Origin of the sequence: Lacibacter sp. MH-610 (genome assembly GCF_045780045.1) — a bacterium.
In the GTDB taxonomy this organism is placed as follows: Bacteria; Bacteroidota; Bacteroidia; order Chitinophagales; family Chitinophagaceae; genus Lacibacter.
The window spans coordinates 235,728-253,562 of record NZ_CP116002.1; the positions used below are offsets into that span (position 1 = coordinate 235,728).

The following is a 17,835-nucleotide window of genomic DNA, read 5'->3' on the forward strand; positions in this document are numbered from 1 at the left end:
CTATGAATAAGTTTTTAAAAATAGCATTACTGATTGTGCTTCCCTGTTTTTCATGGGCGCAAAATAATGATAGTTTGAAAACGGTGTTATCAACTTCTATCATTGATTCAGTACGTTATAACGCCTGCAAAGAACTGTATCTTTTTTATGAAGAAAGCAACAGAGATTCAGCTTTGCGTTATGCTGACCTGACGTTACAAATAGCGAAAAAGAATAACAGGAAATTGGAGCTGGTGGTAGCCCTTGCTACAAAAGCGTATCAAACACAGAGTAAGGGTGGCTATCCCGAAGCGCTGAAGATTTTATGGGAAGCCTTTGAAATTGCCAAAAATCCAAAAAACGACAACCCAAAAACATGGTCGTTATTTGCCAGTTCCCGTTTTGATGGAAACAACCGGTTACTGTCACTTGCTTATACGCATCACATATTTGCTATCCTTATGTGGCAAACCCAAAACACCGAACAGGAGCTGTTTCACTTCAAAGAAGCCCGGCGGATTTCAAAAGAAATTGGCCACGCCGGCCGGCAAATGATGGCAGCTATGAATTTGGGAAGAAGCTACGCCGCTTATTTGAATCAATTAGACTCCGCTTTATTTTTTGAACAGGAGGGTGAACAACTGGCGTTCCAATCAGGCAATAAAAAATATCTTGGACAGATCTACAGCATTATGGCGCTGATTTATTACAGAAAAGGCGACAAGGACAAAGCCATAGAATATTATTACAAAAGTATTGACTGGTGTATAGCTGAAAGAAACTACACCAACCTGAGTAATGGATCCTATTTCGGGCTTACGAAATTTTATTTAAGCGAAGGTCCAAAAGATTCTGCGTTGCATTATGCCATAAAAAACCTGGAAACTTATCGTATGCTTGGTTCGAGTGTGGGTATTGCAGTGAATTTGGGCACACTCTACCAGAATATTTATCTGGCCTATCAGATGAATGGTCAAACGGATAGTGCTTATAAGTACCAGGGGCTTGCTTTGCAGATGATTGATAGCCTTACGAAAATGCGAATCAAAAATTTAACCACTTTTCAGAATACTGGGTTTAATGAACAACTCCGGCTGCAGAATATTGAAAAGGAAAAAATAACTTATCAAAATAAAATTCGCACCTATTTCTTTATAGCTGGTATGGGTGTTCTGTTGCTGCTTGCTTTCATCTTTTATCGTAACAACCGGCAAAAGCAAAAAGCCAATAAAGTTTTACAGCAAGAGAAAGACAAAGTAGAGAGCACTCTTCATGAATTAAAGTCCACCCAAGCTCAACTTATTCAATCTGAAAAGATGGCCAGCCTCGGCGAACTCACCGCAGGTATTGCCCATGAAATACAAAACCCGTTGAATTTCGTCAACAACTTTAGTGAAGTGAGCAGCGAGTTGATTGAAGAATTAAAAAGTCAAAAGTCAAAACTTACAACTGACGAGCAGGATGAATTGCTGAATGATATTTATTCCAATCTTGAAAAAATAAATCATCACGGTAAGCGTGCAGCAGATATTGTAAAAGGTATGCTCCAGCACAGCCGCAGCAGCAGTGGTGTAAAAGAACTAACTGATATTAATTTGTTGTGTGATGAATATTTCCGACTGGCTTATCACGGTCTTCGTGCAAAAGACAAAAACTTCAACGCAAGGATGAAAACGGATTTTGATGAAAGCATTGGTAAGATCAACATCATTCCGCAGGATATGGGAAGAGTTATACTCAACTTAATTACAAACGCTTTCTATGTAGTGAATGAAAAATCAAAGCAGGGCATGGCTGGCTATGAACCTACTGTTGAAGTAAGTACAACCAAAGAAGGCAACAAAGTATTAGTTACAGTAAAGGATAATGGCAATGGTATTCCACAGAAGGTGTTGGATAAAATCTTTCAACCCTTCTTCACTACCAAACCAACAGGGCAGGGAACAGGATTGGGATTGAGCTTGAGTTATGATATTGTAAAAGCACATGGTGGGGAGTTGAAAGTAGAAACAAAAGAGGGAGAAGGAACTGATTTTATCATACTGTTGCCTACCGTTTGACGTAAACCACCTGTAGTACACAATGAAATTACGTACAGTTTTAATGTATGCATTACTGCTTTGTGCAGGTACAGTTGTTGGCCAAAACAAAACAACAAAAACCTATGCTGTGGTTATCGGTATTGCTTCCTATGAAAATAAAAACATCCGACAGCTTGTGTATTCTGATAAAGATGCCCAACTCTTTGCACAATGGTTGCAATCATCAAGTGGTGGCAATGTTCCTTTATCCAATATCCGCATACTGCTGAATGAGCAGGCTACCATTGCTGCCATCTACAATGCACTTGACTGGCTTAAGGAGCAATGCAATGAAGGTGATGAAGTGTATTTTTATTTTTCAGGACATGGCGATGTAGAAACAGTTGATCAAAAAAACAAAGGTTATTTACTGGCTTACAATACACCGCCGCACAACTATCCCAATAATGCGGTATCAGTAGAACAGTTAAATACAGATGCTAATTTTTTAACGCTTCAGAAAAAAGCTAAGATCATCATCATTACGGATGCCTGTCATTCAGGAAAACTGGCCGGCGATTTTTTTAAGGGCAGGCAATGGGTGGCGCAACAGTTGCAGCAGGTATTGAACAATGAAATCAGGATGGCTTCCTGTGCTGCCGATGAAGAAGCAGCAGAAGGTGAGTTTTGGGATGGCGGCCGTGGTGTGTTTTCATACTACCTGCTCAGAGGTTTGTATGGGTTGGCAGATAAAATGAAAGACGGTCAAATTACGTTTGCAGAAATACAAGAATACGTTGAAGCATCCATTAAGAGGGATGAGTTTTTACAACTGCTCAAACACAAACAGGCGCCTGTAACGGATGGTAATCCCTTGTTGGTACTTTCAAAGGTTGATACATCAACGATACCACAGTTTCAAAAAACAAAAACAACTGAAGAGATTATACGGGAGCCAATTGATAATTTCTTTAATCATGCAGCCACCTATCCTTTGGAAAATTTTATAGCTTTTGATTCGCTCCCGCCATTAACTGAAAATACATTTGCAAACTACATCATTGAGCAATGTATTATACAGGATACCATTGAACAAACCTATACGGAACAAACGGGTGAAAAAAAGATTTACCTCAATGCATACTCCGATACACTTCAAATGCTCAGGAAGCAATTACTTACCAACACATCCTTACAAAAACAATTTAATGAGCGGTTTGCTGAACTGGTACAGAACAATGCTCAGTCCATGATTAACGCATATCTAAACGGTGAAGAAGCAGAACTGGAGAAACGCCAGTATTATTACAGCGGTGCCAGAAACTACAAGGACTTTCTGCCGATGATTAAAGTTGCATTAACACTTATTCCTTCCAATCACCACTTGGCAGGGGTATTACAGATTAACATGCATTATCTCTCCGGTGTATTGGCAAGATTACAATTAGCAACCTCTAAAAAGAAAGACAGCCTGGTAAAAGCCGCTTTTCGCCATCAATATAAAACACTGGAGCTGGAGCCTTATGCTGCTTATGTACATAATGAACTGGCCAATTTGTATGTGCACCAAAAAAAGTTTGATTCAGCCCAATATCATTTTGATTTTGCTTCGGCTATGGCAAGTACCTGGGCCATACCCTGGAGCAACCAGATACGGATGAACCTGATGCTGAAAAATAACAAGAAAGCAACCATGGCGTTGCACAAAGCTGATTCTTTGCAGCCCAATCTTTCCTATGTTTATATGAATGCGGGCATTTTGATGGAGCGTGAACAAAAGCCCCTTGAAGCAATGAGTTATTATTTGCGTGCATCTAAGCTCAACAAAGTGCATTATCTGCCCTTTGAACGTTTGGGTTATTTGTATTTACAAGCGGGTGATTATCAAAACGCCAATCGCTATTTTTCATCGGCTGCATCTCTCAAAAATGATTTTGCTGTTAATGATGATTATTTTTCGTTTGGTGTTGAGTTGGGTGGTGTGCCTGATGCAGAGCTAAGTAAACTACTTGACTCATGCTTCTTTACCAGCACTGCAGCAGAAAATAGAAGTAAGCCGATATGGTTATTGCTCCGCACCATTGCAGCACAAAAAAAAATGCGTGCAGATTCTGTTATTGCAAACTTACATTTCATCATTCGGGAGCAGCCTTCACTTCCATTAGCACATCATTATTTGGGTAAACTATTACTGGAACAAAAACAATACGGGGAAGCCATTCCATTACTGAAAGAAGCGATTAACCGCTATACATCAGACAGTTTATTAATCAACTTCTTTACTTCAGTTTCAGGCAATCAGGAATCTGCAGGATGCATGATAAAAATTGTTCCCGTATTTAATTATAACAGGAGAGAAGATTTTTATTTGCTGGCGCATGCATATATTCAGCAAAAACAACTAACAGATGCTATTGCCATTTATGAGCAGGTGACAGTTATTGAAAACAAGCAACTGCAGGAGCAGGCTGTTTTTAAAGATTACTTAAAGAATTTTGAAGCCGAGCAACGTAAGATTATTGAACGGGAAGGTGCTGCTCCTCCACCTTATGAAGAAATGGTAGCGCTGTATGAAATGCCGGTGAAACCAAGTTCGGTAATACAGCAAATGAAACTGTATGAGCAATTGCAGCAATATGAAAAAGCAGAAGCTGTTTTATTGCAACAGGTAGCGTTAAGCCGTAAAGCAGGTGATTTGCGCAATCTTTCATTTGGGAAAGTTCCCGGTACAGATGGTTTAACCGGAATCACTATTAATTATTTTTGGATTAAGGCCAATCGTGATTTGGAAATAACCATCCATGATTTTTATACACGTATGATGAAACTGCAGCCGAGAAATTTTTACTGGAAACAACAGGCGGCTTTGTTTTTATATCATCGTTTACAAATGGCTTATGGTCAAATACCACAGGAACTATATACCTCTTTTACCAATGATTTTTCAAGATATGCCTATCCCTGGAATACATCTGATGATCCTTCGGAACCACAACAAGCCAAATGGCCTTTGCCCGGATTTAATGATACAATTGTAATTGAAACTCCCGTATTTCATCCTGTACAAACGGCATTAACATATATGCAGCAGGCGCAGCTACTATCACCTGATACATCAATCAAATTTCAAACAGCAATGATGTATGGGGATATGTACAATTGGTCGGGCAATGATACTGCCTCTAAAAAATGGTATGAATATGCAATCAGGCTTCAGCCAAAAGATTCCATAGCAAGAAACAGTTTAACGAAACTGTTATTGTATGCAGGTTATTATTCAGATGCACAAAAACATCTTGATACCTTATTACAGTTCCGTCAGATAGATTCTGCAGGTTTACAGGATTTGATTTTCTTTTATACAATTTCCGGTAATTATACAAGAGCTGCTGCCCTTATTCGTGAAGTATCTTCAGGTTCGGGTATAGATATTTGCAGATCCATTTTACAAAAAGCAAATCTCTTACTGCTTCAAAAACAATACAACAACGCCATTGGTTTGCTGCAAACTAAATTCCCATCTGTAAATCCAAATTCAGATGATTTGTATGACTCCACGGATATAAAACAAATGCTCAGTATACGGTATTACATGATAGCAAGGAGTTATGCGTTATTAAAGCAGGAAGCAGCAGCCGTAAACTATCTTAAAAAAGCAATTTCAGCAGGTTTTAATTATTCTCATGTTTTAAAGAATGATGCAGCATGGACAACCATTAAAAAAGGAGTACACAAAAAAGTATTTGAGCAATCATTAAACGAGGAAGCGGAATATACAGATGAGGAGCAAAACCCCTATATAAATATAAATCCCATTATATACCGTATTCCCGGGCAATCAAAAAACGCTTCGTATTTACAGGATATATACCGTGAATCCGGAATTAGATTTATACCGCAGCAATGATTGTTTATAGCGGGGGTAAAACCTTAACTTCTGCACGCTGCACACACCTGCCGTTTACATTAGGTGTAGCATTGCACAAAGCAGTGAGAGATTGCTTTCTTGTGTTTTCAGTAGCGCTTAAAGAAATACGAAGCCAACTGCTTTCACCGGTATTGCTATACAAACTTTTGATTAATTCTGCTTTAAAGAAATTGGTAAAGAAACCACCCATATTAGGATTACCCACTGCTAATTGATTGGGAGAAGCTGAACCAATTATGATAGAAGTAGTTTGTGCAGGCAAAAATAATTTTCTGAAATTATCATAGTTCAGTTTCAATCCTTCTGTACTCGTAGCTCTTGGTCGCAGCATATCCAGGCCAAAAGGTACTGAAGCTCCTAACTTTTCATTACAGCAATCACTGATTACGATGGTTACCTTTGCACGCTTGGCAATTAAAGTTTTATAAACATCCTCCACTGCCAGGTTATTATCTGCCCGTACCTGCATCGTATTTGTTCTGAAAGAAATCCGTGGATATTTACTCACATCATTGGCAAACCTGAAACCATGACCCGTGTAATAAAAGAAAACAATATCAAGAACTGATGGTTTGATGGTATCAATAGCCCTTTGTGTGTTAGCAATATTAAAGGCATCGCCGGAAACAACAACAGGAATAAAACCAATGCCTGCCTGTTTGGTAAGTGTGGCAAAAGTTTCATACACGCCTGTTAAGTCTTTTTGGGAAGATTTACCAATATAAGGGTCGTTTGTATTAGCAATGATGATGAGATAGAAATTACGCTTTTGTTCGTCTCTATTAAGATTCCTCGTAGTAAAACTGGATAGGAAAATATAAAAAGGTTCGTTCATTTTATAAAACTGCAGTACCAATGGTTTTTCCTTTACAAGCTCTTCATAGCTTTTTTGATTGGAACTTAATAATACCGCCGGTTGCTGTTCGCCTTTTTGTGTAAGAATAACAGTGGTTGGTTCGTAATAAATACCCGAACTGTCTGATCTGTTCTCAAATTGTATAAAGGGCAGCCATAAGCTATCATCTGTTCCTGACTGAATAAACCGGGGAGTGGTTTTAGGAATAAGAAACCGGGTTGCAGCTGAAGCCAGCGAATCCATCATCTGTACTTCAACTAAATAATCTTTCCCTTCTTTGATATAAGAAATGCGGAGTGTATTGCCGCCATCAGCTTCCATCCGCAAAAAATAGTTATAAGCAGGTGCAGTGGCGGTACTTTGTGTTTGTAAATGAAAATAGGATTGGGCAACGGAAGTATAGCTTGCTGTTATTAACAGGCATAAAAAAACAGAAGCTGTAAGTACACGCTTCTTTAAAACTGTACAACAGCTTCTGTTGATCATTGTTTCAATGTTTTTATTGTGAACCTGCAGGTTTGCCATCAGGGCGGGTGGTAGCGCCTGTATCAATCGGAGGCATACTGTCCTTTTTGGTTGTGTCTGTTACAGCAGGAGCAGTAACTGCCGGTGTATCAGCTGCAGGTTCTTCAGTCTTTTCACCTTCATTATTACAGGCAACAGCCATTGCTGAAGTGATAACAAGAGCTAAAATCCAGCTCCAAATACGGTTGAGATTTTTTACTTTTTGCATATGCAGATTTTATGGTTTAGCCTTAAAGATAGTTTTTATCTCTTAAAAGTCAAATGAATTTTCCGGGTTTAGTGTACCCGTAACTTCAATTCAACCTAAATAATTATTATATTTTACAATCGTTTCCCTTGAGCAATTCTTATCTTGTAAAAGAATGTTTAACCCATTACACATGAGCCTGAACACTGCAGCCCGCTTTACAGCGGTCTTGCTTTTTTGCAGTCTGTTAAATAAGGTTGTTGCTCAAAAAGGGAATATTAACAGCCTTAAACTGCGTATTGCACAACTGGAACAAAAAGCAGATTATAAAAAAGATACAGCCTGGCTCAATGCCATTAATATTTTAGCTTTTACTTATTCTGAAACTAATCCTGACAGCTCATTACTGCTGTTAAAAGATCACGGTTTTTATTGCAGGGACGCAGATTACATTTTGGGTGAAGCCGCAGCCTATAGCAATATGGGTGTAGCCTATTATAATAAGGGTGACTATACTGCCAGCATAGAAAAGCTCAATCAATCGTTGAAACTGTGCAAAGAAAAAAAGTTCGCCACTTTTTTACCTAAAGTATTAAACAATCTCGGTCTCACAGCCATGGCCCAGGGCAACTACAGCAAAGCGCTTCAATACTACTATGAATGCTTAACTGCTGCCGAAGCTGTAAACGACCAAAACACTGAAGCCACCGTTTATAATAATATTGCCATCGTTAACTACTATCAAAACAAACTAGACGACGCAGAAGTAAACTATAAAAAGTTTCTGGATGTATCAACGCAATTACACGACAGTGACGGCATTGTAATTGCCAACAATAATATTGGTGAGGTTTACCTTGACAAAAATGAATTTATAAAAGCTAAACAATATTTTACATCTGCACTTACAACTGCCCGGCTTTCAGGAAGCAAACGCTCCATGATTTCAGCTACCAAAAATCTGGGGCTTTTATATTTTAAGATTGACAGTTTAGATAGAGCAGCAAGCTATTTTAAACAGGCTGCAGACTTTGCTTTGGAAACCGGCTACAAGCCCTCTGCCTGTGTGGCGCTTACCGGGCTTGCAAAAACACTTCATAAGCAAGAGAAACTTAATGAAGCATTAGCATATGCACAACAGGCATTAAACATGGCGCAGGAAATGGGGCAGCCTCAACTGATGCGTGACGCCTATGAAGTATTGGCGGCTGTTTATGAAAGCAAAGGTGAAAGCATGCAGGCCCTGAAACATTTTCAATTGTTTAAACAGTATGCAGACAGCTTGCGTAACTCTGAAGCGGAACGTATAGGTGAGCGATTAAAAGCAGAGTTTGATTTTTCAAAAAAAGAGCTGGAGTTTGAACGCAAATCGTTACAGCAGCGATGGCTTACTTTTTCAGCTTTTGCAGCCTTGATTACAGCCTTATTGGTAATATTCCTGGTGTACAGAAGCCGCCAAAAAGAAAAGAAGGCAAATGTGGTGCTGCATCATCAAAATGAATTGATTGAACAACAAAAGAAAAATGCCGAAGCAACACTGGAACAGTTGAAAGCAACGCAAAAACAATTGATACAAGCAGAAAAAATGGCGAGTCTTGGTGAAATGACAGCCGGCATTGCGCATGAAATACAGAATCCGCTAAACTTCGTGAACAATTTTAGTGAAGTGAGCAGTGAGTTGATAAAGGAGTTGGTTGAAGAAGTTGACAAAGGAAATACTGATGAAGTAAAAGCAATTGCCAATGACTTAATCGGTAACCTGGAAAAAATCAATCACCATGGTGAGCGTGCTTCTTCTATTGTAAAAGGTATGCTGCAGCACAGCAGATCCTCATCGGGGCAAAAAGAACTCACAGATATTAATGCTTTGTGTGATGAGTATTTAAGGTTAGCCTTTCATGGTCTTCGTGCAAAAGACAAAAGCTTCAATGCAAAATTCGAAACATCTTTTGATGAAACAATCGGAAAAGTAAAAGTACTGCCCCAGGATATTGGCAGGGTTATACTTAACCTCATCAACAATGCTTTTTATGCAGTAAGTGAAAAAAAGAAAACGGCAGGAGACAGCTATACACCCGAAGTAATCGTTTCAACCAAAAAGATAAATGATAATATTGAAATACAAGTGAGTGATAATGGCACCGGTATTCCTCAAAAAGCATTGGACAAAATTTTTCAACCGTTTTTTACTACCAAACCTACAGGCCAGGGAACCGGCCTGGGGTTGAGTTTGAGTTATGATATAATAACCAAGGCGCATAACGGGCAATTAAAGGTTGAAACAAAAGAAGGAGAAGGCACCACATTTATTATTAACTTCCCAAATTCACAGGTATGAAAATTTTAGTAGTAGATGATGAGCAGGATGTAAGGTCACTCTTTGAACAGCGTTTTCGAAAAGAAATGAAAAGCGGAGAGCTGGATTTTGCCTTTGCCCACTCAGGCGAAGATGCACTGAGTTTTATGCAAGTGCATCATCATGAAGCGGTGCTCATCCTCAGCGATATTAATATGCCCGGTATGAGCGGATTGGAATTGTTGAAACGCATTAAAAAAGAATATGAAAAGCCACCACCCGTAGTCATGATGATTACTGCTTATGGAGATGAAGAAAATTTTAATACCGCTAAGCAATATGGGGCAGATGATTTTTTAACCAAGCCCGTTGATTTTACTTCTTTAAAAGAAAAGCTCAAAACAAAAATGGTATGACCAAGATACTGGTAGCGGATGATGAAACAGATCTGGAAGTATTGATACGACAGAAGTTTCGTCAGAAAATACGGGAGCAGCAATATGAATTTGTATTTGCTGTAAATGGCAATGATGCGTTGGAAAAACTGCAACAGCATCCGGATATTTCGATTATCCTGAGCGATATTAATATGCCCGAAATGGATGGCTTAACGCTGCTTACCAAGTTGAACGATGCAGCGCCATTGAGTAAAGCAGTAATGGTATCAGCTTACGGTGATATGGAAAACATTCGTGTGGCTATGAACCGTGGTGCATTTGATTTTGTAACCAAGCCGGTGAACTTTGAAGACCTGGAAATAACGATGGAAAAAACCATCCGTTATGTAAACCAGATGAAAGAGACCTTACAAGCCATCAAGGAAAACAATATTTTAAAAATGTATGTGGATGCCAATGTACTGAGTTTTATGGGCACCCGTGCCTACGAAGAATCATTAACAGATAATGAAACCGTAGAAGCAAGTGTAGCGTTTATTGACATTTGCGGCTTTACGGCCATCAGTGAAAAAGAAAATGCAGATACGGTGGTGCAAATGCTGAATCACTATTTTGATGTGATGGTTAAAGAAATTATTTCTCAAAACGGTATTGTAGATAAGTTTATGGGCGATTGTGTGATGGCTGTGTTCAAAGGTGAGTTTCACCTGGACAGAGCCATTGATGCCTGTCTTGCCATCCGCAATAAAATTGATGCACTCCCGAGCGACCATAGTTTTTTGCCTAAAGTATCCATCGGCATACACAGCGGTGAAATGATTTCGGGTAATATCGGTTCGGCTGCATTACGCAGGCTGGATTATACAGTTGTAGGCGATACAGTGAATACAGCCCAACGCCTGCAAAGCAAAGCAGGACCCAATCAAATACTAATAAGCGAACAGAGTTTTGAGAAAGTAAAACAGAGTTTTGAATGTAAAAAAATCGGAAGCGCTGTTTTAAAAAATAAGGAAGCGGAAGTGGTGTTGTATGAGGTGGTGAATTAGCAGTTGAATCTATTGATAAAAAGGCCATCTCTTATGGGATGGCCTTTTTTATTTATTTTACTCTTTAGGCACTTCATCTTCCATCAATAAATTTTCTTTTGCCTGTTTTTTAATGGGTTGAAGTTTCCAGTAGGTTAAACTGCGCCAGCACCATTCTAACGGACCAAAGCGATAGAAACGTAACCAGGCATGACTCCAGATAATTTCAATCAACCAAATACCGAAGACTACATAGTAAATTTCATGACGTTCTAATTTACCCATCATTCCAAAACCAATGCCCAGGAAAAATAAATTACTCATAAAGGATTGCATCAGGTAATTAGTAAAGGCCATTTGCCCCACAGGTTGCATCAATTTAAACAACCAGTTAAACCATCCTGATTTATACAAGAGCATAATCAAACCAAACAAACCCAATGAACGAAGTGTACGGCTGAGTTCATACATCTGGAAATGCACTTTCTTCAAATACTCAAAGAAATTAAAATTGGAATCAATTAAAGGTTGCAATCGTAAATAGGTAAGAGTTATTCCAAGGCTCAAGCCCACAATAGTCATGATTAAATAGGTACTCATTTTGGCGTCCCCCGTTAAAATTCCACTCTTAAAAAATGCTAATCCTAAAAACATAAACAGTAAAATATCCCATAACCCATAATAGGTGTACCCGAACTCCACTTTTGCACTTGTATTGCTGATATATTCATACACCTTACTGTAACTACCCAGGCTCTTAGCAAGGTTTTTCTTCATTTCTTTTTTTAAAGAGGCTGTGTCTGATTTTTCTTTGATACCGGTCATTTCTCCCAGTATATCTTTTTGTTCCTCGCTCAGCTTTGTCTTAGTAGTATCAATCTTTGCAATTACTTCGCCTTTTTTAATTTTTTCTTGTGTACGGTGCATATCAATATTCTCTCTTGCGGTCATCAGTAGCAGGCAAACTGCTGCAGCTATAAGCAATCCTTTTACCGGCATCCGTCTGAAAACAAAAGCGATGATACCGAGTATTCCGTATTGAAACAAAATATCACCGGGCCATAATAAAATGAATGCATTCACCAAACCAAACACAATCAACCATAGTTGCCTGCGAATAAAATATTCGGCTGCCATCATTCCTTCCACTCTTTTTTCAAGCCGGCTAACAAACAGAAGAATGCCTGCGCCAAAGAGTATTGAAAAAACAGCACGCATCGTTCCCTCCGGTACCATATTAATAAAATACCACACCTGCATATTGATGGTTCCCTTTTCATTCATCAGTAAGGGATTATCAAAAGCCGGCTCCGGCAATCCGAAATAAGGAATGTTCATTAATAAAATTCCTAATAAGGCAATACCTCTTAAACTATCAAGTAATACAATGCGCTCATTTTGAGCTGTAGGCGAAGTACCCGTTTGCATGGTGGTCATGATGGTTTGTTTTGGGGGTTAATTAAATTACAGAGAGGGACTAAAAACAAAGAATGTAGAAATGTAAACACAAAAACCGGTTTATGCAAGCCTTTTTAAGATCAGCCACCTGCGTGATATAACTCACAAACCGGCTTACTTCAATTACTAATTTTGCTGCTTATTCTTTTCAGATTTGAAACAAATTCTCCTTCTGCTTTTTGTCCCCGCATTTGTATTTGCACAACGTTCCCGTGAAGTGCAGACACAAAATCATGTATGGACGAGCCTTAACTCCCAAATTCGGTTCAGTGAACGCTGGGGTATTGCAGCAGATGTGCACATACGCCGAACTGATTTTTTGCAGAGTAACAGTTTCTTTTTCTTGCGTGCCGGCGGTTTGTATTATGCAAACAAACAGCTCACATTAGGTGCCGGTTATGCACATATGTGGCTGGCCAATCAAAAAGATGCAACGGAGTTGTTCAGCAATGAGAATAGATTGCACCAGCAAGCAGTACTTAACCAGCAACTTGGTACTGTTCAACTTAATCAACGTTTGCGTATTGAAGAGCGGTGGATCCAGAAAGTGGTCAACTTTATTCCAACGAATGAACAGCGGTACACCACCCGGTTTCGCTACCAGCTTTCCATGAACATCCCGGTAAGTTCCAACAAAAAAATTCCGATGCTGAGTATTGCAGATGAGCTGATGCTGCAAACAGGGAAAGATATCATTTATAACCATTTTGATCAGAACCGCTTCTTTGCAGGCATCCGTCAACGGGTTTCCGGGTCACTCAGTTTTGACTTTGGCTATATGCATGTGTGGCAGCAGTTACTGAGTGGTAATAAATACAACCGTAACCGCACCATCCGCCTGTTCTTTTACTGGCAACCTGATCTTCGCAAAACAAAAAAAATACAGACACCCCTGCCGGAATTGCACCGGGACACATAAACAGTTTTTTCAATAACGTTTGAATACTTAGCTTTAAGCCATTACTCAAAATATTGTATATGCGTTTATTGCTTGCTTTATTATTTCCCCTCCAGCTATTTTCCCAATCCTTTACTACCGATGAAATCAACAGGTGGCAAAAAAGGGCGAATAATGTAACCATCATCCGTGACAACTGGGGTATTCCGCATGTGTATGGAAAAACAGATGCTGATGCTGTGTTTGGGTTACTGTACGCACAATGTGAAGATGATTTTAAGCGGGTGGAAGCAAATTATATTGAAAAGCTGGGCCGTATGGCCGAAGTTTCAGGCGAGAGTGAATTGTACAATGATCTGTACCTGCGTTTAATCATTGACAGTACTGAAGCAATAGCGGATTATAACAAAGCTCCGCAGTGGTTGAAACTATTGTTACAGGCTCATGCCGATGGTATCAATTATTATCTCTACACACATCCTAATGTAAAACCAGCGCTGCTTACTCGTTTCAAACCCTGGTATCAATTATTGTGGACTGATGGAAGTATTGGCGCCATCAGTACAGGTGATATTACGGCTGTAGATGTAAAGAATTTATATGGCAATGCAAATGCAACAATTGCTTATCATCCAAAAGAATTTACAGATAACAGCACCGGATCAAATGGTTTTGCAATTGCACCATCTAAAACAGAAAGTGGGAAAGCTATTTTGTATATCAACCCACATGTAACATTTTATTTCCGTCCTGAAGTGCATATGGTAAGCGAACAGGGGCTCAATGCATATGGTGCCGTAACCTGGGGGCAATTTTTCATTTACCAGGGCTTTAATGAATATTGTGGATGGATGCATACCAGTGCAAATGTGGATGTAGCTGATATGTATGCCGAAAAGATTAGCGGCAGTGGTAAGAACATGATCTATGAATACAATAATGAAAAGCGTCCTGTAAAACAAAAACAGATTACAATTAAAGTGAAGCAGGGAAATGAACTCATCACAAAAACATTTACAACTTACGCTACACATCATGGTCCGGTAATGGCAAAGCGTAACGGCAAATACATCAGCGTACGTTCCAGCAACCGCATGATCAATGGATTGATTCAAAGCTGGCAACGCACCAAAGCAAAAGGATTGGATGACTATAAAAAAGTAATGGCACTCCGGGGCAACACGAGTAACAGCACCGTATTTGCCGATACTAAAGGCAACATCGCTTACTGGCATGGAAACTATGTACCAAAGCGTGATACAAAATTCAACTGGGGAAAAGTGGTGGACGGTACAACAACAGCAACTGAATGGCAGGGTTTACATGACGCAACAGAAACGGTGCAGATAATCAATCCATCAACAGGTTGGATACAAAACTGCAACTCCACTCCTTTCACTGTTAGTGGCGAAGCAAGTCCAAAGAAAAAAGATTACCCGGTGTATATGGCACCTGATGGAGAAAACTTCCGTGGTATCAATGCCGCAAGAGTATTGAGCAAAGAAAATAAATTCACCATTGATAAAACGATTGCTGCGGGTTATGATACTTATTTGTCTGCGTTTGAAGTGCTGATTCCTGCGCTGGTAAAAGCCTATGAAACAGGTTTACAACCGGGCGACAGTCTGCATCGTTCATTAGCAGCACCCATTGCTATATTAAAAAACTGGAACTATTATTCATCCAATCATTCCATTGCTACAACATTGGCGGTAGAATGGGCACAACGTTTAAATGCCGCCATCTCTATCCGCAGAATTTATATTGAAGATGGAGATGACGACCAGGTAACCGCCACCAAACGTTTTGCTGCAGCAGCTACTCCGTTGCAATTATTGGCACCTTTGAATGAAACAGTAAAACAATTGAAGCAGCAATTTGGCACATGGGAAATTCCATGGGGCGATATTAACCGCTATCAACGCATCAGCAATGATCTCAATCAAAAATTTGATGATAATAAAATCAGTTATCCTGTTCCATTTGCTTCAGCCATTTGGGGTATGTTGCCCTCGTATACCAGCCGCACATTTCCCGGAACAAAAAAACGCTACGGTTTTCATGGCAATAGTTTTATATGTGCTGTTGAGTTTGGAGATAAGATAAAAGCAAAATCTTTATTGGCAGGTGGTAACAGTGGCGACCCTAACAGTAAACACTTCACTGATCAATTAGAAATGTACACAAAAGGACAGTTTAAAGATGTATTGTTTTACAAAGAAGATGTAGAAAAGAAAATAGAACGGAAATACAAACCCGGACAGGAATAAAGCAAGGCGGTTCAGTGAACCGCCTTGCCTTTTTTTGTATAAGCACATTTATTTAAGCACCTTCCTTACTTTCGTAGTGCCGCCACCATCTAATGTAAGATTTACAGGTTTATTTGTTTTCCAGGCACCACGTGTAAAATCAGGAATATCCACTGTTTTGGATTTTGATTTCACTGATTGTTCACTCAACGCAATAATGGAACTCCAGGAAGCAGCATCATACACATCCATATCCAGCGGCAAACCATTGCGCAAACAATCAATCAAACGCCAGTCCATAATAAAATCCATACCACCATGACCGCCCACTTCTTTTGCAATTTCACCAATATGCTTTACAATGGGTAATGTGTACTTTTCTTTCAGTTGTTTCATTTCTTCTTCTTTGATCCAGCTATGACTGAAAGAAATACGTTCAGGGCCCGGCCATTTTTGTGCAATGCCCTTGGTACCGCTCACTAAATGAATTCTTGAATACGGACGAGGTGTTGATACATCATGCTGCAGCAACATGGTTTTTCCTTTGCTGGTTCGAATGATGGTATTGTTCATATTGCCCCTGTAATTCTTACCAACATACGGTTGAAAGAAATCATCTTTGGCAGCCATTTCTTTGGCAAGACTGCCCAATGAAAAATCACCGGTACTCATACTCACCAAATGATCCATCTTATCACCACGGTTAATGTTCATGCATTGAGCAATAGGACCCAGACCATGCGTAGGATATAAATTGCCATTACGTTTTGCATTCTCTTTCAACCGCCACATATCAGCATAGGCATTTTTGTTGAAGAGGTAGGAAGTGCTGAGGTCATGAATATAAGCACCTTCCGCATGCACTATTTCACCCAGCAAACCATTGCGTGCCATATTGAGCGTGAGCAGTTCAAAAAAATCGTAACAACAATTCTCCAGCATAATGCAATGCTTCTTCGTTTGCTCTGATGTTTCCACCAGTTGCCAGCATTCATCAATGGTCATGCCTGCGTTTACTTCGGTAGCTGCATGTTTGCCGTTCTTCATCGCCATCAACGAAACAGGTGTATGCAAATGCCAGGGAGTGCAGTTGTACACTAAGTCCACATCCTTACTTTGACACAATGCTTTATACCCTTCTTCGCCGGAGAATTCTATTGCTTTAGGCCTACCCATTTTCTCCAGCGTTTTTTGAGATGCAGCAACACGGTCGGCATACTTATCACAAAGAGCTGTTATTTCAACACCTTCAATATAACTAAGTCGTTCTACTGCATCACCACCACGCATGCCCAATCCTACAACGCCGATCCGCACCACATCTAATTTGGGAGCTGCATAGCCGCACATATTAAATGTTTGCGGTAGTTGTTCCTGTATTTCAATGAATGATTCGTTTGCGTTTTTTACTTTGGCAAAAGATGGCAGGGAAAAACCAAGTGCTCCTGCACTGATGGAAAGATTGCGTAAAAATTTTCTGCGGTTGGATGGCATGTGACAGTTAATTAAGCGTTTAAAATCTGAGATGGGAAGGTAAAGAGGAATTTTTTTAAGGGATAGAAATTATTTGAATTTAGTTTGAAAGGATAATTTATTTCTTCATAAAAATTTATAGTCGCTGCTGTTTTCTTTGTCACTTTTTTGCTTGCCCAATCCTTCGGCTTCGCTCAGGAGAAACAATAAGGAGCCCGATTTAGATGACGGCCCGAACCTGCCTGACGGTAGGCAGGATCGGAGGTTTCCCTGAGTTAGCTATGTGCTACTCCCGCCTGAGGCGGGACAAGTTGTGGTGAATTGCAGTTTAATTCTATTGTGCATCCTCTGTGTTACAGTGTGATTAGTCGCAAACTTTGGTTGAAAAAATGATAAAGAAAAAAGCACGCCGAGGTCTGGTCTCCTGACCAACCGCATGAAGAGAAGCAGATAAGGGCGGCCTTCGGCCGCCCTTATCTGCTTTAATAATTTTGAAGATTATATTTTATTTTTCTCTTACACTTTATTGATGCCATAGCAAA

Annotated in this window: 11 protein-coding genes; 7 read left to right on the forward strand and 4 right to left on the reverse strand. The window is 39.6% G+C overall.

The annotated features are described in order from the left end of the window. Positions 1–2 precede the first annotated feature (2 nt). Positions 3–2,039, forward strand: coding sequence for an ATP-binding protein (locus PDL71_RS01070; RefSeq protein WP_407524271.1), 2,037 nt, complete (start codon positions 3–5; stop codon positions 2,037–2,039). Between the two features lie 22 nt (positions 2,040–2,061). Next, entirely contained in the window at positions 2,062–5,907 is a 3,846-nt protein-coding gene (locus tag PDL71_RS01075) for a caspase family protein (protein WP_407524273.1), read from the forward strand. 4 nt (positions 5,908–5,911) lie between these two features. Here the strand turns inward: PDL71_RS01075 and PDL71_RS01080 are convergent, their stop codons facing one another. Together PDL71_RS01080 and PDL71_RS01085 are read right to left on the reverse strand one after the other, a co-directional pair. Further along, positions 5,912–7,270: a caspase family protein gene (locus PDL71_RS01080; RefSeq protein WP_407524275.1), complete on the reverse strand. Its 1,359-nt coding sequence runs from the start codon at positions 7,268–7,270 to the stop codon at positions 5,912–5,914. Between the two features lie 13 nt (positions 7,271–7,283). Then, complete coding sequence (locus tag PDL71_RS01085; RefSeq protein WP_407524277.1) at positions 7,284–7,517, reverse strand: hypothetical protein; 234 nt, start codon at positions 7,515–7,517, stop codon at positions 7,284–7,286. 172 nt (positions 7,518–7,689) lie between these two features. On the opposite strand from PDL71_RS01085, the gene PDL71_RS01090 reads away from it, so the two are divergent. Genes PDL71_RS01090 through PDL71_RS01100 form a run of 3 tightly spaced genes read left to right on the forward strand, consistent with a single transcriptional unit; the run spans position 7,690 to position 11,236 of the window. Next, complete coding sequence (locus PDL71_RS01090) at positions 7,690–9,834, forward strand: tetratricopeptide repeat protein (protein ID WP_407524279.1); 2,145 nt, start codon at positions 7,690–7,692, stop codon at positions 9,832–9,834. Further along, positions 9,831–10,208: a response regulator gene (locus PDL71_RS01095; protein ID WP_407524281.1), complete on the forward strand. Its 378-nt coding sequence runs from the start codon at positions 9,831–9,833 to the stop codon at positions 10,206–10,208. The genes PDL71_RS01090 and PDL71_RS01095 overlap by 4 nt, the downstream gene beginning before the upstream one ends. Continuing rightward, positions 10,205–11,236 (forward strand): adenylate/guanylate cyclase domain-containing protein, encoded by a 1,032-nt coding sequence (locus PDL71_RS01100; RefSeq protein WP_407524283.1) that lies wholly within the window; start codon positions 10,205–10,207, stop codon positions 11,234–11,236. Before PDL71_RS01095 ends, PDL71_RS01100 begins: the two co-directional genes overlap by 4 nt. A 57-nt stretch (positions 11,237–11,293) precedes the next feature. On the opposite strand, the gene PDL71_RS01105 is transcribed toward PDL71_RS01100, so the two are convergent. After that, complete coding sequence (locus tag PDL71_RS01105; RefSeq protein WP_407524285.1) at positions 11,294–12,652, reverse strand: DUF418 domain-containing protein; 1,359 nt, start codon at positions 12,650–12,652, stop codon at positions 11,294–11,296. A gap of 175 nt (positions 12,653–12,827) precedes the next feature. On the opposite strand from PDL71_RS01105, the gene PDL71_RS01110 reads away from it, so the two are divergent. Together PDL71_RS01110 and PDL71_RS01115 are read left to right on the forward strand one after the other, a co-directional pair. After that, positions 12,828–13,592, forward strand: a complete 765-nt coding sequence (locus PDL71_RS01110) for a DUF2490 domain-containing protein (protein ID WP_407524287.1) — start codon at positions 12,828–12,830, stop codon at positions 13,590–13,592. Positions 13,593–13,651: 59 nt separating this feature from the next. After that, a complete protein-coding gene (locus PDL71_RS01115) occupies positions 13,652–15,841 on the forward strand; it encodes a penicillin acylase family protein (protein ID WP_407524289.1) in 2,190 nt (729 codons plus the stop codon). A gap of 48 nt (positions 15,842–15,889) precedes the next feature. Here the strand turns inward: PDL71_RS01115 and PDL71_RS01120 are convergent, their stop codons facing one another. Further along, positions 15,890–17,314, reverse strand: coding sequence for a Gfo/Idh/MocA family protein (locus PDL71_RS01120; RefSeq protein WP_407524291.1), 1,425 nt, complete (start codon positions 17,312–17,314; stop codon positions 15,890–15,892). Positions 17,315–17,835: the final 521 nt, after the last annotated feature.